Source organism: Clostridium sp. M62/1 (genome assembly GCF_020736365.1).
In the GTDB taxonomy this organism is placed as follows: Bacteria; Bacillota; Clostridia; order Lachnospirales; family Lachnospiraceae; genus Otoolea; species Otoolea saccharolyticum_A.
Window position 1 is genome coordinate 3,827,806 of record NZ_CP085988.1, and the last position, 22,210, is coordinate 3,850,015.

The window sequence follows — 22,210 nt, forward strand, 5'->3', positions numbered from 1 at the left end:
CCTCCTCTGCGCCTTTCTCTTCTCTCTCGCCGTCTCTGCTCTCACACCAAAACAGGGACAGGGATAAGCTCTTTATCCCTGTCCCCCATACGTTTCAGCCTGCAGCCGTCGGCTTTTCTGCCGCTTTTTCCGCTCCATCCTACATCTTGAAGCGGTAGCCGACTCCCCATATCGTCTCGATATACTGAGGCTTTGCCGTATTAAACTCGATCTTCTCCCTGATCTTCTTAATATGCACGGTCACTGTCGCAATATCCCCCAGAGATTCCATATCCCAGATACGGCTGAACAGCTCTTCCTTGGTGAATACATGGTTCGGATTCTGCGCGAGGAATGTGAGCAGGTCAAATTCCTTTGTGGTAAAGTTTTTCTCCTCCCCATTTACATAGACTCTTCTGGCTGTCTTGTCAATTTTAAGTCCGCGTATCTCAATAATCTCATTCTCCGGCATCCCGCTTCCGATCAGCCTCTCGTATCTGGCCATGTGGGCCTTGACTCTGGCGACCATCTCGCTTGGGCTGAAGGGTTTTGTAATATAGTCGTCCGCTCCCAGCCCCAGTCCCCGGATTTTGTCAATGTCATCCTTCTTTGCGGAAACCATGATAATGGGCGTATTTTTCGCCTCCCTGACTTTCCGGCAAATCTCAAATCCATCTACTCCCGGAAGCATCAAGTCTAAAATCAGGAGATCAAAATCCTCCTCCAGCGCTCTTTTCAGGCCGGTTTCCCCATTGTCTTCGATTTCCACTTCAAAGCCGGAAAGCTCGAGATAATCCTTCTCCAGCTCTGCGATAGCTTCCTCATCCTCAACAATTAAAATTCTGCTCATTCCTGAATAACCTCCTGATATTTTCTAAGCACAAAGTGAATCTCTGTGCCGATTCCTTCCTTGCTGGTGGCCCAGATGCGTCCCCCGTGATCCTCGATAATCTTCTTCACAATGGAGAGACCGATTCCGCTGCCTCCCTTGGAGGAGTTTCGCGAAGAGTCTGTCCGGTAGAACCGGTCGAAAATATAGGGCAGATCCTTCGCCGCTATGCCCTTCCCGTTATCCTCTATGACAATCTGGACAAAATCGCCGTCATCCTTAATTCTGATATTGATAATGCCCTTTTTCTTGTCGAGATATTTGAGAGAATTTCCGATAATATTGTTGATTACGCGCTTCATCTGTTCCGCATCCGCGATAATCAGCACATCCTCGTCCACATAGTTGAAATAGCCAAGCTCGATTCCCCTGGTCTCCATATCCAGGCCGACCTCTTCCACGCAGTCCCAGAAATACTCAGCCACATTGATTTTGGAAAACGTGTATGGAATCCTGTTTGTGTCAATCTTAGAGTAAAAGGTCAGCTCGTCGATCAGGCGGTCCATATCGTTTGCCTTGTTGTAAATCGTGCGGATATATTTGCTCAGCTTTTCCGGAGAGGAGGCCACGCCATCCTGAATCCCTTCCACATATCCTTTAATGGCCGTGATGGGCGTTTTCAGATCGTGGGAAATATTGCTGATCAGCTCCTTGCTCTCCTTGTCATACTGAACCTTCTCCTCCGCTGACTCCTTTAATCTGAGGCGCATCTCCTCAAAGTCCTGGCATAAAAGTCCGATCTCATCGTCATCTCCCACGTCCAGCGTGAAATCCAGATTTCCGTCCCGTATCTTCTGTGTCGCCTCCCTGAGCCTGTGGAGCGGCGATAAAATCGATCGGTACACCCACATCACCAGGAGGCCGCCTGTCAGACAGATGATGGCGATTCCAGCCAGGAGCATCTCCATGAGCATGGATTTAATCTCCGGCATATACTCGCCTACATTTGTGACAATGAATGCGCTTCCCTCACTGCCGTCGTCAAACCGGAAATCAATCTGTTTTAGCAGATGCTGCTCTTCACCGTCCAGGTAAACTCCTCCCGACAGCCCGTTTCCATTATAATCGCCGTAGGCGGGAAGACCGTCGACCAGATCCTCCCCGTCCAAAGCTCCCTGATAGATAATGCGGTCTCCCTTGCGCACCATGAGAAAGGAATACTTGTCCTCCAGAACCTTGTTCACTCTGTCCAAATATTCCGGCGTTTCCAGCTTCTCCGGCTCCGTCCCCGCCACCTCCCGGATTTTTTTCTCCGTATTTATGGTGAGGCGATTGAACACCTGCATGGAATTTCCCGACAGCAGATCTACCTGCTCGCTCAGGCCGTAGGTTTTCTGGAAAGAACGAATCTGATAATTGCTCAGAGCCGTAATCGCCGCATAGATGAGGAAAATCGGCACCACTGTAATTGTGATAAAGGCAATAGCCAGACGCGTTTTGATCTTCATACTTTCTCCTTTACAAAAATATGAGAAAACCGGATGCCCCTGCTCCACACGGTTTTCTCATACTCTTTTAAGCTCTTTTAAGTATACCATATTTTAAGACTTCCGTTTCTAAAAGTTATCTAAACTTTTTCCCGACAGATACTTTTCCTCAGACCTCCTCACTTTCCTCATCTATCAGGCCTTTCATCACCCTGTTCCTGTACTCCCCCGCTGATATGCCGATCTGACGTTTAAAGACGTGGCAGAAATGGGCGCTGTCTGAAAAGCCCACCTCCACGGCGATATCCCCAACCCGCCTCTTTGGATCTTTCAGCAGCTTTCTGGCCTCCTCAATCCTCACCTGATTCAGGAGCTCCGAAAAGCTGTTTCCCGTATACCGGTTGATCAGCTTGCTCAAATGCCACTGGCTCACAAAGAGCTGCTCCGCCACCACCGCTAGTGTCAGACGATTTCTGTAGTTCTCCTGAATATATTTTACCGCTTTCCTGACAATATAGGTGCCCGCAGAATTTTTTCTGCCTGTTCCGGACGTTACTGCTTCTCCTGGGGCCGGCATCCTGCCGATTGTTTTTTCAATCATCTTAAAACCCCGCTTTCATCTTTCGCAAAAGTCCTTCTTCTGTCTTATCCTCTGCTGCTTATATAAAGGGCATATACCTTTCACGCCAAAAATTCAAGATATTTTCAAAATTTTTTGAAAATAATTGGTTTAATTTTATATCTAAAATAATTAATCAGAAAATTATGAAATATTTAACCGCAGGGTACCCCTGCCTGGGCGAGGTTTTCTATTGCACAGACTGTCTGAGCGATATTCTGGGAGAATAAAAAGGGCGGCAGCCCGTCCAGTCACAAGGGAAATTCCCTATGATCCAAACGGCTGCCGCCAAAGTCTGTCCATGGCGTTTATGGTCAGGGTCAGAATTTCAAGCGGGCAATGAGCTTTCTGCTATTTCGGAAGGTACTCCTTCAGCATATCCGCCTTGTCTAACTTCTCCCACGGCAAGTCCAGATCATTTCTTCCGAAATGTCCGTAAGCCGCTGTCTGCTTGTAAATCGGACGGCGCAGATCCAGCATCTTGATGATGCCTGCCGGGCGCAGGTCAAAATGCTTTCTGATAATCTCCACCAGCTCATTGTCGGAGAGCTTTCCCGTTCCGAACGTATCCGCCATGATGGAGGTAGGATGAGCCACGCCGATGGCGTAGGAGAGCTGAATCTCGCACTTGTCAGCCAGCCCTGCGGCCACAATGTTCTTTGCCACATAGCGGGCTGCGTAAGCTGCAGAGCGATCCACCTTTGTGCAGTCCTTTCCGGAGAATGCTCCGCCGCCGTGACGGGCATATCCGCCGTAGGTGTCCACGATGATCTTTCTTCCGGTCAGTCCGCTGTCTCCGTGGGGGCCTCCGATAACGAAGCGGCCTGTAGGGTTGATGAAGAACTTGGTATTTGTGTCGATCATACCGGCCGGAAGCACCGGATCAAAGACATAGCGCTTCACATCCTTATGGATCTGTTCCTGGGTCACCTTCTCATCGTGCTGTGTGGAGAGGACAACCGCATCCAGGCGGAACGGTTTTCCTGCCTCATCGTACTCCACCGTAACCTGTGTCTTTCCGTCAGGACGCAGATACGGCATGGTGCCGTTCTTTCTGACCTCTGTCAGACGGCGTGCCAGCTTGTGAGCCAGAGAGATAGGGTATGGCATATACTCCTCTGTCTCGTTTGTGGCAAAGCCGAACATCATTCCCTGGTCGCCTGCTCCGATGGCATCGATCTCCTCCTCAGACATTCTGTGCTCCTTGGCCTCCAGAGCCTTGTCAACTCCCAGAGCAATGTCGGCAGACTGCTCGTCAATGGCAGTCAGCACACCGCAGGTATCACAGTCGAAGCCGTACTTGGCACGGTCATAGCCAATCTCGCGCACGGTCTCCCTGACAATTTTCTGAATATCTACGTAGGCATTTGTTGTAATCTCACCCATTACCATCACAAGGCCTGTGGTCACTGCCGTCTCGCAGGCCACGCGGCTCATAGGATCCTTCTCTATGAGAGCGTCCAGAATCGCATCGGAGATCTGATCGCACATTTTGTCCGGATGGCCTTCTGTAACTGATTCGGATGTAAAAAGTAATTTCTCCACGTTGTTCCTCCTTCTTTGATTTCCCAGGGCGTATCTCCCATCTCCTGTTATGCCTGCTCTCTGCACCGCCCTGTCTCCCCTGTCTCCATGCTCTTTCCGGGACAGGAAACCGCTTTGGCCTCTTTGCAGGCAAAGAAAAAAGTCCGTAGCAATACGGACTTGATCTCATTTCTATCAATTCCTCTTATTGCTCGATTTGCCGCTCATGCGGTTCCTCGCTCAGGCTGGCACCTTCCGTTTCTGCGGGGTTGCCGTGACTTCTCAGATCCTTTGTATCTCCATCACTCTGAATAAGGGATATTACGCACTCTATGAATTTGCTGCGATATGTATGATAGCCTACTCTCTCTCTGCTGTCAAGAGAATTTATGAAATTTTCATGTTTTTCCGCTGTCTGAATCTTCAGGTACCCTCCTCTTTAAGAAGTTGGCGCCTTCCTCCATCAGCCCACCTTGAGTCTGAATTTCTGGGCTTCCTTCTCGGAGTCGACCTTCTCAATCATAGCTCCCAGGCCTCTCAGCTTCTCCTCGAAGTTCTCATAGCCTCTCTGGATGTAGCCGATCTCGTCTACCACCGTGTAGCCCTCGGCAGCCAGGCCTGCGATAACGAGGGCGGCTCCTGCTCTCAGATCCGGCGCATTGACCGTAGCTCCCGTAAAGCCCTTCACGCCGTCGATAATGGCCACATTTCCCTCTACCTTGATATTTCCGCCCATGCGGGACAGCTCATCCACATATTTAAACCTGTTTTCAAAAATACTCTCTGTCACCACACTGGTTCCCTCTGCAAGGGCCAGAGTCACTGTAATCTGCGGCTGCATGTCAGTGGGAAATCCCGGATAGGGCAGGGTCTTAATATCCATATGCTTCTGGCGGGGCTTTCCAACCACCCGCACAGCCTCGTCAAACTCTGTCACCTCGCAGCCCATCTCGATCAGCTTGGCTGTGATGGCCTCCAGATGCTTGGGGATCACATTCTGTACCATAATGTCGCCGCGGGTAATGGCAGCTGCGCACATAAATGTACCAGCCTCAATCTGATCCGGAATAATGGAATACTCAGTTCCGTGAAGCTTCCTGACTCCTCTGATTCGGATAATATCCGTACCTGCTCCCTTGACATTGGCTCCCATGCTGTTTAAGAAGTTGGCCACATCCACCACGTGAGGCTCCTTGGCCGCGTTCTCGATAATCGTCTCTCCCTCTGCCAGAGTAGCGGCCATCATCACATTGATAGTCGCCCCTACGCTGACTACGTCGAGATAGATATGGCTTCCCACCAGATCAATGGCGTGAGCCACAACGGCTCCCCTCTTTACCTCCACCTCGGCGCCCAGAGCCCGAAAGCCCTTGATGTGCTGGTCAATGGGACGGCTTCCGATATTGCAGCCGCCCGGCAGGGGAACCTCGGCGCTCTTGTACTTTCCGAGGAGCGCCCCGATAAAATAGTAGGAAGCGCGGATCTTTCTTATGTACTCATCGTCCACGCTGACTTCCTTAATGTGTCTGGCATTAATCCTCGCCGTGTGGCGGTCAATGCGGTCCACCCTCGCCCCGATCTCCTCGATGGCCTCCAAGAGTACATTGATATCCCGCACATCCGGCAGGTTTTCTATGATCACTTCTTCGTCGGTCATTATTGATGCAGCTAATATTCCCAGGGCGGCATTTTTCGCTCCGCTGATGGTGACCTCACCGACCAGGGGATTGCCGCCTTTCATGATATACTGTTCCATCTTGCACCTCTATCTATAATTGAAAAACACAAATGCCAGGTCTCTGACCTCTGCTGATTCTTACATTTTCTTGACTTTTTATTAACTGATTATAACATATCAGCAGAATTTGTAAAGGTTAATGCCCATTTATTTCGCAAAGCCCCCCGAAAACAGCCAGTAAGGCGCCGCCGGATCTGCCCCCTACAAATCTGTCAGAAAGGCTACAAAATCATTGCCTCCATTGGAATCAAACCAGTCAGCCCCATCGTTAAGCCCCATTTTGTCTGTATTGGCGTTTTCCGTTCCGGGGTTCCAGAGACAGGAAATATTATACGGATCATACCCGTAAATCAGCATATATGAGCCGTCTCCCGTGTAGGCCGCCACCGGATAGCCTCTTCCCACAAAGTAGAGAACCTGGTTCAGGCTCAGCCCTCCTGCATCAATAATCGCCCCTCCGTCTGAGGTCTCCAGCTCTCCGTCTGCAAATTCCCTGAGGTATCGCTCAATATCCGTCACCAGACTCTGGGGATCCCGGATTGTCCTGATGTCCGGCCTGTCCGCTCTGGCCCAGAACACGCGGCCTGCCTCATCTGTGACAATTCCCATACCGTCGTAAGCCGCTGTCACCGCATCCGCAAAATGCACAAACCTTCCCCGCAGCCTTCCCTCGCTGTAGGCATAATACTGCTTTTTCTCAAGAGGCGTGCTTTCTGTGACGGATACCGTATTGTTTTCCTCCGCCATCACCTTTTCCGGCACCTTAAGGCGGATTTCGGAACCGGAAACAGATTCATCCAGCTGGACAAAATACACCCTGCCCTTTTCCTCCGATGCCAGATACCCGATTCCCGCCAGCGTGTCCTCCTCCATCTCCTCATTGCACACAAGGGTGTCGTTTCCGGCTGACGTATAGCTGTCCCCTGCGCGGGAGAGCTTTTCCAGATGCACGCGGCTGTCCCGGATCTCCACGTCTGTGATATAGATGCCCTCCTTCTCATACCGGGTCTGAATCTGCATATCCTCCCCGGCGATTTCCAGAGCGTACATGGGCACCTGCGCCGTCCTTCCATTGATGACGGCACCTGTGTTTTCCTCCGCAAGGCCGTAGACGAGATCGCTTCCCACAAAGCCCAGAATCCTGATATTTTTTCCCTCCGGCGCATGGATCTGATCGCTTCTTCCGGTCTTCAGATCCATCACATGCACGGTAGATGCGTCGTAGGCATCCGTGCCGTCCTGCCAGGCGATCCTGGACTGCCCTGCTCCCACTGCAAAATTCTCCTCCGTCAGTCCCTCAGCCAGAATACGGGACTCCCTTGTTTCCATGTTGACAGAGTAGACAGAATTTCCCATCATCAGATAGAGGATTCCATTTTCTCCCAGGTAGCTGAGCCTGTCAATGCCAAGCTGAAGCTCCTCGCTCCCCTCGTCCGCAGGCAGATAGAGCCTCTCTGTCAGGGAATTGCCCTCCATCCTGTATCTCCACAGGGCAACGCCAACACTTCCCTCGTGGCTGCCTCTGCTCATATAGCCGTTTACCAGAAAATCCACTTCCCCCTCATCGCTCACCGAAAGAATTTTCAGGCCGTATCCTGTCACATCGATGAGCGGATCGGTTTCACTCTGTCTGAACGAGAATACCCTTGTATTTACCTGGCTTTCCCCGTCATACAGCCACAGCTCTCCGTTCGTCACGAATCCGTGAAATCTTCCATTTGGGGAGGTTATCTCCTGAAGGCCCGTTCCGTCGGAGATGCCAAGCATAATCCGCTTTCCCGAATAGAGAGCCGGATCCCCGTCAAACACCTGGTTTACAGTTCTGTTATAGTCCATCATGTAGATTCTCTGTGCATTCCACTTCATTGTGAAATCCTCGCAGACATCATAGTACTCCGCAGCTTCTCCGTTCTCCATGCGGGCCGCCAAATAGCTGAGTCTTACACTGGCCATAATGCCCTGCATCTCTTTCAGCTCTACCTCCACATTTCCGGCCTTCTCCATCTCCAGACTGCCCCACGTAATCTGGTCAAAGCTATTCTTCAGAGTCACATTGCCCAGGGAGCTGTTGTCTGCCGCAGCGTCTGTCTCCAGATAGGTAGTCAGATCCGAAGCATTCTCATAGTGGAACGTATTGTCGGAAAAGGTTTCCGCCAGGGAGAGCATGTCCCCAAGGAAGGTATTGTCTGTCCAGACAATCCTCGTATAGTAATAGATGGCCGGCTGATTTTCCGTGGCAATCGCCAGCGTCAGGATGTACTCCTTATCCTTGTCAATCAGGTTCTGAATGGGCAGAATCGTCACCGCCTCCTGTGAACCTTCGTCCTGGTGCCAGTTCTGTACCACTGTTCTCTCGATCAGTCTCTCGTCTTCCAAACTCCTGATCTCGTACTGCACGCCCGTAATTCTGCTGTCCAGGTTATAAAAATCCACCGTCAGGCGGCGATCCTGGGGAAGCACAGTCAGATTTCCCCTTCCGGCGCAGTCCCTGTCATCCTCCCTGAATCCGTAAAGGGGATTCATCTGCCGGCCGCACATCTCCATATAGGCTACAGGCAAATCTGCGTCCTCCATCGGCGTATAGGCAGTTTCCTCCTTCCTTTCTCCCCGCAGAGGCAGGGCTAAGTAAGCCGCTCCCGCAGCCGCTGCCAGCAGAACTGCCGCACATATAATCCAAAGTTTTTTGCTGAATCTCTTCATTTATCTTCATCCTCAATGATCGGTTTTCCTGTATCGTGCTTCTACCTTCCTTTGAGCCTGCAAACAGAGGCAGCGCACACTGATAATCAGCTGTCCGCCCGCTTCCATCCCGGCTGCTGTCGGCACCTTTTATTGCTTTGAATGCCTTTGGGCCCATTATAGCATATTTTTCAGTCTTTTAACAAGGAAAAGGCAGCGTTTCCCCCTGTGCCGTAGAACGCGGTCAAAGGGCGCCGACAGTATCGGCACCCTTTGAACACCATGGCTTATGCCATATTTATCTGTTTTCCGGAGACTGATTTGGTTTGGCCTGTCAGCCGCAGTTTCTATGCAGGCATCTTCTGTGCTGAACATCTCCCAGCAGGAGAAGCATAATGATGTCAGAAAGCTCAACCTCTCCCCTTTTTCCAGGCTGGCTTGGCGGCGGACCCCACGGCCGATCCGGCGGTGGCGGCGGACCCCACGGCCGATTGGGCGGTGGCGGCGGACCCCATGGGCGATTGGGCGGTGGCGGCGGACCCCATGGGCGATTGGGCGGCGGCGGACCCCATGGACGGTTGGGCGGTGGCGGCGGACCCCATGGACGATTGGGCGGCGGCGGACCCCATGGACGATTGGGCGGTGGCGGCGGACCCCATGGGCGGCGTCCGCGATTCAGGTTCTCTGCCCTGACTGACTCCTCCTGTCTGCTCTCCTCCCCTCTTTCCGTCTCCATCGTGTGAAGAGGCACCTCCGAAACAGCTGTACCGGAAAAGTTGTCCTGCCCGGTTTTCCCACGGCCATATGTTCCCGGATTTCCCGTGATTACTGTCCCACTGTATGGGCTTAAGCTGGCATCAAAGGAGCTAAGCAGCGGTTTCTGTCCGGCCCCATACCTTGGAAGTTCATATGTCTCCAGCATTTCATCTCTCTGAGCCGAGGCGGCCCTGAGCCCTCTCCCTTCCCTCTTGTCGTCCTGAGTCTCCTGTTTCTCAGAGCCATAGCCCCTGTTTTCCGGAAAGGACAGAATATTTCCGTTTTTAGGCTCCTCACCTGAATCTCTGTACTCCTCTGTCACTGTGTTCTCTCCTGCTATGCTCTGCGCGATATCACGGCAGATCCGTTCTATGGCAACCCGATCCGGAAATTCATCGTAGATCAGACTGCCCTGATAATCCAGGCGGTCACAGGCCTCCCTCACTCTGGCTCTCAGCTCTCTGAGTCCTGCGGGATAAAAACCGGAAAAGTACTCATAATCTCTCAGCGTTTCCATAAGCCCATTCTCCTTTGGCTCAAAGGGTCCCGCCTGCTGCTGCCCGTCAGCCCCGCCGCCGCTCTCTTCCGAAATCGGGGCAGAGCCGGACGGACGGCTGTCAAAAAAATTCTGCATATGATACGGCTCCTCCTGTTTACATAGAGTTATATGGTATCATATGCAGAATCTCTGCTGTTTTTTCCGTTTTCTTACTGTGAAACTGTTTTCCAGGCTTTAAAACAGGTGTTCCGGATAGACACCGCTCTCGCAGAGCCTGCGGATCTCACGGCTCACAGACTCCCTGTCTTCCCTGTAGGTAACACCGAACCACCGGTCTCTCGTCTCCAGCACTCTCACCTTTGCCCTTCCTTCACGAATCATCTGGTCAATAATCGTCGGAAGCAGATACTCCGATTTCAGGTCCCCTTCCTTAAGGTCTGACAGGAACTTCGGAAAGCCCTTTTCGAGAGCTCCCATAAAGTCCGGGGTCAGCCCCCACATATTCATGGAGACGTGCTGGCTTCCTGAAACCCTGACCGGATTGCCCTCTCTGTCGGAAGCAGTGAGAATCCCGTCTCTTTTTTCTATGTTATAGGTTTCCGTCACGCTTTTTAAGATTCCGTCCTCTCCCACGCGGCAGACTCCGCGGGTAACTCCCCCGTTCTCGCTGAGCGTGTTTGAGAGAATAAAGCCTGCCATGCAGATATCGTAGACGTCCCCCCTGTCCTCCCTGGCATTCACCAGATAATCATGGATCAGGCGGAAGGCCTCTTTTCCGTAATAGTCATCTGCATTGATAACAAGAAACGGCTCCCTTACCAGCTCCTTTGCGCAAAGCACCGCCTGTCCGGTTCCCCAGGGCTTCGTCCTTCCCTCCGGAAGACGATATCCCTCCGGAAGATCAGAAAGCTCCTGAAATGCGTAGGAGACAGGCGCAATTTTCTCTATCCTGTTTCCTATAATCTCTCTGAAATCCTTCTCCAGGTCCTTCCTTATGATAAATATGATCCGGTTAAAGCCTGCCTCAAGGGCGTCGTGGATGGAATAATCCATAATAATTTCACCGCCGGGCCCCACAGGCTCCAGCTGCTTGATCCCTCCTCCGAAGCGGCTCCCAATACCCGCTGCCATAATTACCAGTGATGTTTCTCTCATAATCCCTCTCCTGTGTTCTGCTTGTTTTCTTCCTGCACGTAAGCAGCCTTATATTATGGACAGTTTAGCACATCGTTCTCTTTATTTCCACCCCTTTATCTGCATCTTTCTGCTCCCTTTTGTCCTTAGCCGTGTCTGATTATTCCCGGAAATCTTGCCCGCCGGCACTAGATGCAGAAATCTGCACGAAAAGAACGAAGCTCCTGTTTCTATTCTTAAATTTATTTTGAAAGTCAGAAAAATAATCTGCCAAAGAAAATGGAGCGTATGGTATAATAACCGCGGAGCGGTTATTATACCTGCGCCGAGCCGCTGGCGCCCGAAGGGAGCCAAAACACTATTGCGGCGAGTGCGCATCCCTCGGAGAGATACATATCCGGAGGATATGGTACAATAGCGAGGAAAGCGCATGCCATGCTTGCATGAGCATGCATTTGCCGAGCGGCCCATCGAGACGCTAGTCGAGATGGCATAATGACCGCGGAGCGGGCATTATACCTGCGCATTCCTGTTTCAGCATTTACTGCTGAGAGCCGGGCAGACGCCTGGTCAAACCGAAGAGAAGGGGGCAGACAGTATGACTACGAAATATATGCTTATACAGTTGATTGGATTTGCCGGAACTTTGCTGTTCTTTTTTTCTTACCAGTGCAAGAGCAACCGCAACCTGTTCCGTGTACAGTTCCTATCTTATTTTATTTATACAGTTCACCTGATACTTCTGGGTGCCATGACAGGAGGGGTGAGCTATATCATCAATACCTTCCGTTCTCTGTGCCTGGGAGGAAGGTGGAAGTTTGCCAAAGGCTGGGGGATGTGTATTGGAATCTGTGTCCTTCAGTTTCTAGCCCTTGTTTTTACGTGGTCGGGATGGATATCCATTTTGCCGATTGCTGCAAATATTGCGTCGACAATTGCAGGATATTCACATAATCCCCGCAAAATCAGAGTAGTGGGTATGTTTATCAACTCACCCCTCTGGATTATCTACAATTTCATGTCCGGTTCTCTGGCGGGTATCCTTGACGAGATAGTGACTGAAATTTCTCTGGTCATTTCCGTCTTTCGGTTTGGGTGGAAGTCTCTGGACCGGGTTGAGGATTAAATAAGAGCCGTCTTTCATTTCGGAGGCAGCCATCCCCAAAAGTGCCGTTTTACAGTCCGTATCAGGAGGTTGATATTGATATTATGAGTGATGCAAACATCTATCTGTCCGACGAAGAAAAGCAGGCCTTTCTGGCTTCCCTCCCCTTTTACAGCCGTCTGTCCGGCAATGAGAGGGCGCTGCTATCAGAGCGCCTCCTCCTCTCCCGCTATCCGGCCGGCAGCTCTATCTGCTCCCTGGAAGCCCAGTGCCTTGGCACTGTCTTTGTCAAAAAGGGGATCCTGCGCCTGTACCTGCTCTCCGGCGACGGGAGAGAGGCCACCATCTGCCGCCTGCGCGACGGGGAGGTATGCCTTCTGTCCGCCTCCTGCCTGATGTCTGCCGTCACTTTCGATGTACAGATCGAGGCAGAAACAGACTGCGAGCTCTATATCATCCCCTCCTCTGCTTTCGCCATTCTGATGAACGCCAACATCTTTGTAGAAAATTTCGCCTACAAATCCATGACCGAACGGTTTTCTGACGTGGTGGCGGCCATGGAGCGGATGTTCTTCATGAGCCTCAGGCAGCGCATCGCTGCCTTCCTTTTAGACGAGGCGGCCGCCCAGAGGCAGGACTGCCTGTCCCTTACCCAGGAACAGCTGGCCAGAGCCATCGGAAGCGCCAGGGAAGCTGTCAGCCGCAATTTGAAACAGATGGGTTCCGAAGGACTGATCCAGGTGTCCAGAGGCCAGATCTGTATTCTGAATAAGCCCGCCCTCTACGCTGCCGTCCAGCAGCAGAAATAGTCTTTGCAGGCAGCCATCCGGCTGCCTTTTGTTTTACGGTTCAGCATTATAGTTTCAGCGGTCCATAGAAGTAGGAAGCTGTGGCACCTCCGTCTATGAGAAAATCGGCTCCCGTGATAAAGGCACCCCTGTCACTCATAAGAAGCTCCGCCACATTTGCCACCTCGTCTGCCGTGCCTGGTCTGCCGGCAGGGCATTTAGCAAACATATTCCTGTAAAAGTCTCCCCGGGGACCGTTCAGTTCGTCCAGGGCAAGAGGGGTGACGATAATTCCGGGAGAAATCGAGTTGATACGCGCTCCCCTCCGGCCCCATTTTACAGATTCTGCCATGACACGCTTTTCGTTGCAGCGCTTCGCAAGCTGATAGGCGTGAAGCGTATCCCTGATATACTCCGGCTGTAAAATGGCAAGCGACAGGAGTTCCTCTGCGGGAGTGCAGGCGAGCTGCTCATCCTCCTCGGGGGTAAGCTGTTTCATCCGGTGTCCGGACTGGCTTGAAATGGTTACACCCACACCTCCCGGCGCAATCACGTTTCCCACTTCTTCCAGAAGAACAGCCGTCCCATACAAGTCCACTTTCAAAATGGCCTCCACAGAGGCCTGGCTTGGAGACACACCGGCAGCGTTGACCAGCATGGTGATTTCTCCATGCTTTTGCGCCTCGGCAATCATTGACAGGACAGAGGGCCTTGACGACAGATCCATCTCCACAGGCAGAGCGTCAAAGCCCGCCCCATTCATGGTCTCTGCAGCCATCCGGGCATTTTCTGCCTTCTTATCTCCGACAATAATCTTTTTCCCGTATCCCATGCGGCGGGCAATGGCCATACCGATCTGTCCCGCGCCTGCTAAAATCATCACATCTTTTTTCATAGCTGGCTTCCTTTCTTCAAATCTGCTTTAAATCAGCTGAAAGAAACCTTCCTGCTGTGTTCCGTATCTGGTTCACGGCCGTTTCCTTCCTGGCTTCTTTTATTCTGTATCTCCATTATAAAATTGTGCAGGCGCCCAATCAATTCGAGTTATAAAGCTGTCGCATAAGTTTTTCTAATAGAACAAGGCTGCCCTCCGATTGCGAGAGCAGCCTTGTGAAAAAACGGGCTGTTATACAAATTTCTGTTTCAGAATATCGGCAAATTCCTCTATATAGTAACCGGAATTATCCTTTTTCCAGAACAGGCAGTACTTCCGGGTAATCTGCTCCTCCCCCCGATAGAGGGGAATACGGCAGACAGAAGTCCCGAAATTCACGGTCTGGCTGTTTCCCTCCACAGGCATGAAGCCTTGTCCGCTGGTGACAAGCAGGCGGGCTTCTTCCAGATTTTCCGCGTACAGGAAATCCCCCTGGATGCCAATCACCGTCTGATAGTATTCCTGTTCCGTTTGTCTCTGCTCTTTGGATGCAATCAAAATACAGGGAATGTTTTTTAATTCCTGTGTGGTGACAGCGGGAAGGGCGGCGATTGGATTTCTGGCTGCTATTTCGATATACATGCCGCTGACCGATAATACCAGATTGACATATTCATCTGAAAAAGCCCTGCGCTGGTCGTTCAGCACCAGATCCGCGCCGCCGTTTCGCAGCAGAGCAAACAATTCTTAAAATCACCTCATCCCCGCGGGCTATCTTAGCCGCCTCACTGCAAATCTGTTCATAATCAGCCAGTAAAATCAGACTCTTTCTATAAAAATGCTCTCCCGCAGGCGTCAGAGCAAACTTCCTGTTTTTTCTCTCCAGCAAAGAAAAGCCCAATTCCGTTTCCAGCGCCTTAATTTGCTGTGAAATGGCAGACTGAGAAATATGGCACTCCTCAGCGGCCTCTGAAAAACTGTTATTGCGCACAACGGCCTGAAAATATCTGATTTGCCGCAGCAATTACAACACCTCCCGGACAGACTCATTCAATTATATTATAGCACACTCCTGCGAACCAGCGAAAGATGAGCGAAAAACTGCTCTCCGATGGAAAAAGGGAAGGGTTTACAGTGACTTCGCTGGAACTGTAAATCCTTCCCTTTTTCTCTCTTATCGCTCTTTTCTCAGGCCTTTTCCGGCCACTTCCATCCTTTCCTGTGCAGCCTTATGCACTTTTCACGGGCTGCCGCAGGTATACGATGTCCGGTCTCCTATTTCATGGCGTCCTCCAGCACCTGTCTGGACTGCACTCCCACAAAGCGCTGCTGCTCCTTTCCGTCCTTAAACACGATCAGAGTCGGAATGGACATGACGCCGAACCGGCCGGCCAGACCCATCTGCTCGTCAATGTTGACCTTGCCCACATGGTATCCTTCCTCCGCCATTTTTTCCACAATGGGAAGCTGCATCCGGCACGGAGCGCACCAGGGAGCCCAGAAGTCTACTAACATGGGGCTGCCTTCTCCTATATTTTTTAACTCCTCATCGAAATTTTTGTCTGTCAGAATTTTCTCCATCTCTCTCTTCCTTTCTGCCTGAACGCCTAGAGACGGCGCCTTCTTAAGACGCCCTTCAGCTGTGCTTTGGCGGCCGGGGCTCTGTAATTCTTTTATACAGTATGCCCTTTTTTCATATTTCTAGCAGCTGTCCTGCCTCCGCCGCTGCCTGCTGTTTCTGTCTGTTGTTTCCATCTGTTTTCATTATACGCACAAACCTGATTTCTGTCTGTGACCTGGTCACACAGATACAAACACAGCTTATCTCCAGTTCCATCTGCCGAACCGAAGCGTGGTCTTTCCAATGAGAGAAATCAGCTCCTCTGTCATCTGCTCCGGCAGAAAGCGCCATTTCCAGTTTGTCCCCACTGTGGAGGGCGTATTGATCCGGCATCGGTTGGGAAGTCCCATGTAATCCTGAAGAGGAATGATGCACATTCTGGCCTGGCTTCGCATGGCGAGGCTGATAAAGGCCAGGTGGAGTTTTTTATCCGGCGTGTAGTGATCGCACAGGTAATCTCTGGCCAGCTCCCTCTCCTCCTTCTTGATGGAGTGGAACCAGCCGGAGATGGTCTCATTGTCGTGAGTTCCCGTGTAGACCACGCAGTTTTCCGGGTAATTGTGGGGAAGGTAATCGCCGGCGCAGCCGGAATCCCTGGAATCGAAGGCAAACTCCAGCACCTTCATTCCCGGATACCCCGTCTCCTTTACCAGCCAGCGCACAGAGTCCGTCACATAGCCCAGATCCTCGGCGATAATCTCCTTTTCGCCCAGAGCCTGTCGGACCCTGTGGAAAAAGTCGATTCCCGGTCCCTTCTCCCAGTGTCCCGTGATCGCGGTGTCTGCGTCTGCCGGTATGGAAAAATACTCATCAAATCCCCGGAAATGATCGATGCGCACCACGTCGTAGAGCTGATAGCAGTGAGCCAGACGGCTGATCCACCACTGATAACCGGTATTTCTGTGGTATTCCCAGTTATAAAGAGGGTTTCCCCACAGCTGTCCTGTGGCTGAAAATCCGTCAGGGGGGCATCCTGCCACCGCTGTGGGCCTGTTTTCGCTGTCAAGCTGGAAGAGCTGCGGATTGGCCCAGGTGTCTGCGCTGTCCATGGCAACGTAGATGGGAATGTCTCCGACAATGCGGATGCCCCTGCTGTTGGCGTAGCTTTTCAGTCTTCTCCACTGCTCCATAAACTTAAACTGCAGATACTCGTGGAACTCAATATCAAAGTAGAGCTCTCTCTGGTAGTAATCCATGGCATTGTCCCAGCGCAGGCGGATATCCTCCGCCCACTCTGTCCATGCCTTCTGCTCAAATCTGGCTTTTACTGCCATATAGATGGCATAGTCTCTGAGCCACCACCTGTTTTCTGCCTGGAACCGGAGAAACTCTCTGTTCTCGCTGATATTGCTCCTCTCATAGGCTTTTCTGAGAAGAGGAAAACGGTGTCTGTACAGCTTCGCATAATCAATGCTGTCCTGCTTTTTTCCAAAATCTGCGCTGTCGCACTCCTCCCTGGTGAGGACTCCCTCCTCAATCAGATCCTCCAGGCTGATGAAATAGGGATTGCCTGCAAAGGTAGAAAAAGACTGGTAGGGCGAGTCCCCGTAGCTGGTAGGCCCCAGAGGCAGAATCTGCCAGTAGGACTGGCCTGCCTCACTCAGATGATCCACAAACTCATAGGCTTCCTTGGAAAAGCATCCAATGCCGTACCTGGACGGCAGACTGGAAACAGGAAGCAAAATTCCGCTCTCTCGCTTCATAATCTATTATCTCCTGAACTTCTGACTTGTTTCTTTTCTTGACAGCTCTGACTCCTCTGTTGCTGCGCTCTCGTCCCAGGGTGTCCTGCACTCAGCTAAAACACCGAAGTGATCCGATACAACCGGACAGTCACTTCCGTTAAAGACAGTCCTCACCTCTTCAATCAGGACGTCTCCTCTGCTTTTTCTGTCCCCGGAGTCATGCTTTCTTCCATACCAGATGTAATCGATCCGCATTCCGGGAACTTCCCCGTCTTCCCGCCAGCCGTCGATAGCCCCCGGGACAGTGATGCCGCCATCCCGCTTCCCGGCGGCGCGGTATGCGTCTGTCCAGCCTGAGGCGGTGATCCGATCGTAACCCTCTCCCCTCACACTGTCCTGAGTGTTGAAATCTCCCATAAGCCACACATCTGCGCGCCTGCGCAGGGAGGAGGCGAAGGCGTCCAACCGCTCCCACTGTCTGGAGAAGGGCTCCTCCTCATCCTTCCACCATCCCATGTGGGCCGTGACAAAGCTGACAGGTTCCTCCCCTTTCCCTATATTTAAAGTAATCGCCAGAGCCTTTCTGGTTTTCCAGTTATTATAATCTCTTCCGTCTGTCAGAAACAGCTGAGACACCTCTGCAATGGGTCTGCGGCTCATAAGAGCCATCCCCTCATCGTACTTTCCATATCCTACTTTGGCTGAAGTCCACGTCCAGAAAACAGGAAAGCCCGACCGGCGCAGAAGCTGAGCCGCGCGAAGTCCGTGGTTCCCCAGCCGGACAGGGACAGCACAGGAAGGAGGCTCTGACGGGCAGGGGATGAAGCCGCTTTTTTTCAGCACCTCCCCGTCAGCCTCCTCCCCGTCCAGAGGCTGATTGACTTCCTGGAGAGCGATCACGTCAGGTTTTTCCTTCAGGATTTCCTCTGTAAAAATCTTCAGCTTTTTCTCATAGTCCCTCTCTTCCAGGCTGTGTGTGTTGAGAGTTAAAAGCTTCATCCCTCTTTCTGCCTCCTTCTGTTTTTCAAAATTTTAAACGGCATACGGCTCTTTGAAAGCCCCTGTCAGGGCCTGCCTTCCTGCGTTCTTTTCTGTCACAGCTTGCCGGGCGCTACAGGATATCGTTAATATCTGATTTCAGCACATCTGCCTTGGGCCCATATACTGCCTGAATGCCTCCATCCTTCTTGATCAGCCCCATAGCTCCCTCTGCCTTCCAGGCCGGCAGGGATGCCACCTTGTCCATGTCCTTCACCGTAACCCTCAGTCTTGTCATACAGGCATCCACCAGGGAAATGTTCTCTCTGCCTCCGAGAAGCGCTATAATCCGCTCTGCCTGACTGTCTCCTCCTGCTGCCCCATTTCCTGTGAAGGCAGCTTTGGACTCTCCCTCATCCTCCCCGGCATTCTCATCCGTATAGTTTCCAAGACGGCCCGGCGTTGCAAAATGAAATTTTCCTATCATGAAGTAGGCCACTGCATAGCCGATCACAAAGAACGCCGCCACACAGATGACAAAGTTGATAATATCCCCTGTAAGCCCTGCCTGTACCGACATGGGCAGTCTTGTGAACAATTCCAGATTTCCGAAGGAATGGAGTCTCAGGTTGATGATTCCCGCCATGGCAAAGGCACATCCCTGAAGCACCGCATACACCACATACAGCGGAAGGGCGCAGAACATGAACATAAATTCAAGAGGTTCTGTAACTCCTGTCAGGAAAACGGCCAGACCGGTTGAAAAGAACATGGAGCGGTAGCTCTTTCTGCGCTCCGGCTCTACTCTTCTGTACATGGCCAGGGCAATGCCCAGAATCAGTCCGGTAGCTCCTATCATCTGTCCTACCTTAAAGCGGGCAGGTGTAACCGTTGTCAGCAGTTCCTGGTAGCCGGCCATGTCACCGGCTCCCTTCAGGTTAATCAGATCCGTTACCCAGGCCAGCCAGAGCGGATCCTGTCCGAATACCTGGGAGCCTGCGTTGGCTCCTGTGAGGATCGTGTAGGTTCCTCCAAAGGAGGTGTAGTTCATCGGAATCGTCAGCATGTGGTGCAGTCCGAAGGGGATGAGCAGACGCTCCAGGGTTCCGTAGATAAACGGAGCCAGCACCGGCGAGGTGGAAGAAGAGTTGGCAATCCAGACGCCGAAAGCGTTAATTCCCGTCTGAACAACCGGCCACACAACCGCCAGCACCAGAGAGATAATCACGGACCAGGCGATTACCACCAGAGGTACGAAGCGCTTTCCGTTAAAGAAGGCCAGCGCGTCCGGCAGCTTCCTGTAATTGTAATACCGGTTGTAAATGGTTCCTCCTGCAAATCCTGCAATGATGCCCACAAACACGCCCATATTCAGGGCAGGTGCGCCCAGCACAGAGGTGAAATATCCGTCCACTGCGATCTCACGCCCGAACAGAGTGTGGGTCACAGCGCCTTCCGTTTCCAGCATCTCTGCAGTCACCCCAAAAACAGAGCCCGTAATCATGTTGATCAGAATAAACGCAATGAGGGCAGCAAAGGCGCCGCCTGCCTTCTCCTTCGCCCAGGAGCCGCCGATGGCAGCTGCAAACAGGATATGCAGATTGTTGATTACCGCCCATCCGATGTTTTCCATGGTGCTTCCGATTGTCATGACAGCTCCCATATCGCCGCCTGCCATCTGCACCAGCTTTCCAAGGCTTATCATCAGCCCTGCCGCCGGCATGACGGCAATAACCGTCATCAGCACCTTGCCCAGCTTCTGGAGGAAATCAAAGTTAATGGGGAAACGCTTTTTCTGAGCTTTTTTCGTCTCTTTCCTGCTGCCAGGCTCTGGCCTGCTCTCCGGGGCAGTCGTCTCCTCTGCCTTCGTGCTTCCTATCTCCACTGACTCTGCCCTGCCCACAGCCGGTGAATCGGTGCTGCCTGCGCCCGCTGCATCACTCTGCTCTGCGCCCTCCAGGCAGTCGTCAAAAATGGCAATCAGCTCTGTCTCTCCTGCCTTTACCGGCCCGTGGAAGATATTCATGCTGCGCCCTCCCAGCCCGCCGCAGACCAGAACAGGGGTGACTGCATTGATCTTTTTCTCCGACAGCGCCTTCAGATCGGCCTCTGCCACCAGCTCTCCTGCCTTCACCTTATCTCCCGGCTTCACGTACGCCTGGAAGCACTCGCCCTTCAGCCCCACTGTCTCCAATCCGAAGTGAACCAGCACCTCTACGCCTTCCTCTGTCCTGAAACCATAGGCGTGGAGTGTGGGCGCCACCGACACCACCTCCCCGTCTACCGGGCTCACAATCCGCCCGTCTGTGGGCTCAATGGCTGCTCCCTCCCCGATAATCTTCTGGGAAAATACCGGATCCGGGACCTGCTCGATGGGAACTGCTGTTCCGGTGACGGGAGCCTTCAGGATAATTCCCGTACATCCTCCTGCTGTCTGCTCTTTCATATATACTCTCCTCCTGTTTTTACCGGCAGGCCTGATGCAAACCGATTATTTACAGCCGCTTTTCCTTTTCGGCCTTCTCCTGTGCCTTCCTGTCAGTCTGCTCTCGCCCGCTATGTTTGCATTATTTAGTGCAATCGTTTGCATTAAATATAAATCCGCTATCATGCAAAATCAATACTTTCGTCATATTTTTTTCTCTTTCTCCCTTTTTTACAAATAACCATCTGCCTTTTTGTGCAAAATTACGCATACTTTTGCAAACGATTGCGCAAAATTTGCAAAACAGTTTGACATTCTCTCCCGCCACATTTAAACTAGATAAAAAAGCATCTGAGCTGTTTTCCCCCTCTTTAAACAGACGTTTGGGGAACTGCCAAAACAGCAAAGCAGCGCAAAGGAGGTTTATTCATGCCAGTTACCATAAAAGACGTAGCCGCACTTGCCGGCGTATCTCCCTCCACTGTGTCCAGAACCTGCAAGGATCATCCGTCCATCAGCCGCCAGACAAAGGAAAAGGTGAGAAAGGCCATGGATATCCTGGGCTATGAGCCAAATTTTCAGGCCAGCAGTCTGGCCTCCCAGAACTCCAGAACCATCGGGATCATCCTCCCGCCGTCTGAGCGTGAGACTTATGAAAACTCGTTTTTCCTGGAGGTCATCCGGGGCATCAGCCTTTTGTGCAATCAAAAGCAGTATATCAATACTGTGATCACCGGAAAGGACGAGGAGGAGATCCTGAAAGCCGTCAAAACCATGGCGAAAAACGGCATGGCGGAGGGCTTTATTGTCCTCTACTCCAGGGAGAAGGATCCGATTATCAGCTATCTGTTCGACGAGGGGCTTCTCTATGTGCTGGTGGGAAAGGCTTTCAGAAATGCCAATCAGACTATCTATGTGGACAACGACAATGTCCTGGCCGGCAGGGAGGCTGCCCAGTATCTGATCTCTCTGGGGCACAGGCGCATCGCCTACCTGTCCGGCGATCACTCCCAGCTCTTTGTGGGCGACAGAAAGGCCGGCTGTATGCTGGCGCTGACAGAAAACGGGCTGCCAGTGCGGCAGGAATACTTTATCGAAGCCTCCATCTCCTCCGAGGCCGGGCGCTGTCAGCTTGAGGCCCTTTTAAAAAGTCCTGAGCGGCCTACCGGCATCATCGTCAGCGACGATATTCTGGCCACCTGGCTGGAACGCCTCTGCACGGATATCGGGATTCAGATCCCGGAGGAGCTTTCCGTCGTCTCCTTCAATAACTCCATCTTTGCAAAGCTGACAAGACCTCAGCTTACCTCTGTTGACGTCCACTCCCTGCAGCTGGGCACCGAAGCCGCCGCACAGATGATCAGTCACATTGAAAACCCGAACCTGCTGGCCACTAAAACCATCGTGCCCCACCACATGGCAGAGAGGGAGAGCTGCAGACCGCTCCCCTGTACAGGTGCACATGGTGATGAAGCGAGTCTGCTGTAATA

Annotated in this window: 18 protein-coding genes and 1 riboswitch; of the genes, 3 read left to right on the forward strand and 15 right to left on the reverse strand. The window is 52.0% G+C overall.

The genetic code is table 11. The features are described 5' to 3' along the window. Positions 1-139 precede the first annotated feature (139 nt). The 8 genes from LK436_RS17775 to LK436_RS17810 form a co-directional block, all read right to left on the reverse strand. Positions 140-829, reverse strand: coding sequence for a response regulator transcription factor (locus LK436_RS17775; protein WP_008399116.1), 690 nt, complete (start codon positions 827-829; stop codon positions 140-142). Then, positions 826-2,316 carry a sensor histidine kinase gene (locus tag LK436_RS17780; protein ID WP_008399114.1) on the reverse strand — a complete coding sequence of 497 codons (1,491 nt, stop codon included), beginning with the start codon at positions 2,314-2,316 and terminating at the stop codon, positions 826-828. Before LK436_RS17780 ends, LK436_RS17775 begins: the two co-directional genes overlap by 4 nt. A gap of 148 nt (positions 2,317-2,464) precedes the next feature. Then, the gene (locus LK436_RS17785) at positions 2,465-2,896 is read right to left on the reverse strand and encodes a helix-turn-helix transcriptional regulator (protein ID WP_008399112.1); all 432 of its coding nucleotides are present in this window, start codon (positions 2,894-2,896) and stop codon (positions 2,465-2,467) included. A gap of 369 nt (positions 2,897-3,265) precedes the next feature. Beyond that, positions 3,266-4,459, reverse strand: coding sequence for a methionine adenosyltransferase (gene metK / locus LK436_RS17790; protein WP_021965489.1), 1,194 nt, complete (start codon positions 4,457-4,459; stop codon positions 3,266-3,268). A 181-nt stretch (positions 4,460-4,640) separates the two neighbouring features. Then, a riboswitch (SAM riboswitch) is annotated at positions 4,641-4,756 on the reverse strand. A 145-nt stretch (positions 4,757-4,901) separates the two neighbouring features. Further along, entirely contained in the window at positions 4,902-6,194 is a 1,293-nt protein-coding gene (locus LK436_RS17795; RefSeq protein WP_008399108.1) for a UDP-N-acetylglucosamine 1-carboxyvinyltransferase, read from the reverse strand. 183 nt (positions 6,195-6,377) lie between these two features. Then, positions 6,378-8,876, reverse strand: a complete 2,499-nt coding sequence (locus tag LK436_RS17800) for a hypothetical protein (RefSeq protein WP_008399106.1) — start codon at positions 8,874-8,876, stop codon at positions 6,378-6,380. 313 nt (positions 8,877-9,189) lie between these two features. Then, complete coding sequence (locus LK436_RS17805) at positions 9,190-10,245, reverse strand: hypothetical protein (protein WP_227910116.1); 1,056 nt, start codon at positions 10,243-10,245, stop codon at positions 9,190-9,192. 99 nt (positions 10,246-10,344) lie between these two features. Next, positions 10,345-11,265 carry a nucleotidyltransferase family protein gene (locus LK436_RS17810; protein WP_008399099.1) on the reverse strand — a complete coding sequence of 307 codons (921 nt, stop codon included), beginning with the start codon at positions 11,263-11,265 and terminating at the stop codon, positions 10,345-10,347. Between the two features lie 577 nt (positions 11,266-11,842). Between LK436_RS17810 and LK436_RS17815 the strand changes: the two genes are divergently transcribed. Together LK436_RS17815 and LK436_RS17820 are read left to right on the forward strand one after the other, a co-directional pair. After that, a complete protein-coding gene (locus LK436_RS17815; RefSeq protein ID WP_008399096.1) occupies positions 11,843-12,370 on the forward strand; it encodes a YgjV family protein in 528 nt (175 codons plus the stop codon). 83 nt (positions 12,371-12,453) lie between these two features. Further along, complete coding sequence (locus LK436_RS17820; protein ID WP_044931789.1) at positions 12,454-13,158, forward strand: Crp/Fnr family transcriptional regulator; 705 nt, start codon at positions 12,454-12,456, stop codon at positions 13,156-13,158. Positions 13,159-13,204: 46 nt separating this feature from the next. Here LK436_RS17820 and LK436_RS17825 read toward each other — a convergent pair whose 3' ends face one another. The 7 genes from LK436_RS17825 to LK436_RS17855 form a co-directional block, all read right to left on the reverse strand. Next, positions 13,205-14,032 carry an SDR family oxidoreductase gene (locus tag LK436_RS17825; protein ID WP_008399091.1) on the reverse strand — a complete coding sequence of 276 codons (828 nt, stop codon included), beginning with the start codon at positions 14,030-14,032 and terminating at the stop codon, positions 13,205-13,207. Between the two features lie 231 nt (positions 14,033-14,263). Beyond that, positions 14,264-14,755, reverse strand: a complete 492-nt coding sequence (locus LK436_RS17830) for a hypothetical protein (RefSeq protein WP_021966745.1) — start codon at positions 14,753-14,755, stop codon at positions 14,264-14,266. Further along, on the reverse strand, positions 14,685-15,002 hold the full coding sequence (locus tag LK436_RS17835) for a LysR family transcriptional regulator (RefSeq protein ID WP_242648927.1): 318 nt from the start codon (positions 15,000-15,002) through the stop codon (positions 14,685-14,687). The genes LK436_RS17830 and LK436_RS17835 overlap by 71 nt, the downstream gene beginning before the upstream one ends. 284 nt (positions 15,003-15,286) lie before the next feature. Continuing rightward, positions 15,287-15,688 carry a thioredoxin gene (gene trxA / locus LK436_RS17840; protein WP_347476103.1) on the reverse strand — a complete coding sequence of 134 codons (402 nt, stop codon included), beginning with the start codon at positions 15,686-15,688 and terminating at the stop codon, positions 15,287-15,289. A gap of 144 nt (positions 15,689-15,832) precedes the next feature. Next, the gene (gene malQ, locus LK436_RS17845) at positions 15,833-17,335 is read right to left on the reverse strand and encodes a 4-alpha-glucanotransferase (protein WP_008399085.1); all 1,503 of its coding nucleotides are present in this window, start codon (positions 17,333-17,335) and stop codon (positions 15,833-15,835) included. Positions 17,336-17,341: 6 nt separating this feature from the next. After that, the gene (locus tag LK436_RS17850; RefSeq protein ID WP_008399084.1) at positions 17,342-18,316 is read right to left on the reverse strand and encodes an endonuclease/exonuclease/phosphatase family protein; all 975 of its coding nucleotides are present in this window, start codon (positions 18,314-18,316) and stop codon (positions 17,342-17,344) included. 112 nt (positions 18,317-18,428) lie between these two features. Next, a complete protein-coding gene (locus LK436_RS17855; RefSeq protein WP_008399082.1) occupies positions 18,429-20,741 on the reverse strand; it encodes a PTS transporter subunit IIBC in 2,313 nt (770 codons plus the stop codon). 408 nt (positions 20,742-21,149) lie between these two features. Here LK436_RS17855 and LK436_RS17860 point away from each other — a divergent pair, with 408 nt between their 5' ends. After that, entirely contained in the window at positions 21,150-22,208 is a 1,059-nt protein-coding gene (locus LK436_RS17860; protein ID WP_008399077.1) for a LacI family DNA-binding transcriptional regulator, read from the forward strand. Positions 22,209-22,210 lie beyond the last annotated feature (2 nt).

Bases quoted from the DNA above. Each gene is read 5' to 3' on its own strand.
- LK436_RS17800 (WP_008399106.1), bottom strand. From the start codon at position 8,876: ATGAAGAGATTCAGCAAAAAACTTTGGATTATATGTGCGGCAGTTCTG.
- LK436_RS17805 (WP_227910116.1), bottom strand. From the start codon at position 10,245: ATGCAGAATTTTTTTGACAGCCGTCCGTCCGGCTCTGCCCCGATTTCG.
- LK436_RS17860 (WP_008399077.1), top strand. From the start codon at position 21,150: ATGCCAGTTACCATAAAAGACGTAGCCGCACTTGCCGGCGTATCTCCC.
- LK436_RS17825 (WP_008399091.1), bottom strand. From the start codon at position 14,032: ATGAAAAAAGATGTGATGATTTTAGCAGGCGCGGGACAGATCGGTATG.
- LK436_RS17850 (WP_008399084.1), bottom strand. From the start codon at position 18,316: ATGAAGCTTTTAACTCTCAACACACACAGCCTGGAAGAGAGGGACTAT.
- LK436_RS17785 (WP_008399112.1), bottom strand. From the start codon at position 2,896: ATGATTGAAAAAACAATCGGCAGGATGCCGGCCCCAGGAGAAGCAGTA.
- LK436_RS17815 (WP_008399096.1), top strand. From the start codon at position 11,843: ATGACTACGAAATATATGCTTATACAGTTGATTGGATTTGCCGGAACT.
- LK436_RS17820 (WP_044931789.1), top strand. From the start codon at position 12,454: ATGAGTGATGCAAACATCTATCTGTCCGACGAAGAAAAGCAGGCCTTT.
- LK436_RS17775 (WP_008399116.1), bottom strand. From the start codon at position 829: ATGAGCAGAATTTTAATTGTTGAGGATGAGGAAGCTATCGCAGAGCTG.
- malQ (WP_008399085.1), bottom strand. From the start codon at position 17,335: ATGAAGCGAGAGAGCGGAATTTTGCTTCCTGTTTCCAGTCTGCCGTCC.
- LK436_RS17795 (WP_008399108.1), bottom strand. From the start codon at position 6,194: ATGGAACAGTATATCATGAAAGGCGGCAATCCCCTGGTCGGTGAGGTC.
- LK436_RS17855 (WP_008399082.1), bottom strand. From the start codon at position 20,741: ATGAAAGAGCAGACAGCAGGAGGATGTACGGGAATTATCCTGAAGGCT.
- LK436_RS17780 (WP_008399114.1), bottom strand. From the start codon at position 2,316: ATGAAGATCAAAACGCGTCTGGCTATTGCCTTTATCACAATTACAGTG.
- LK436_RS17810 (WP_008399099.1), bottom strand. From the start codon at position 11,265: ATGAGAGAAACATCACTGGTAATTATGGCAGCGGGTATTGGGAGCCGC.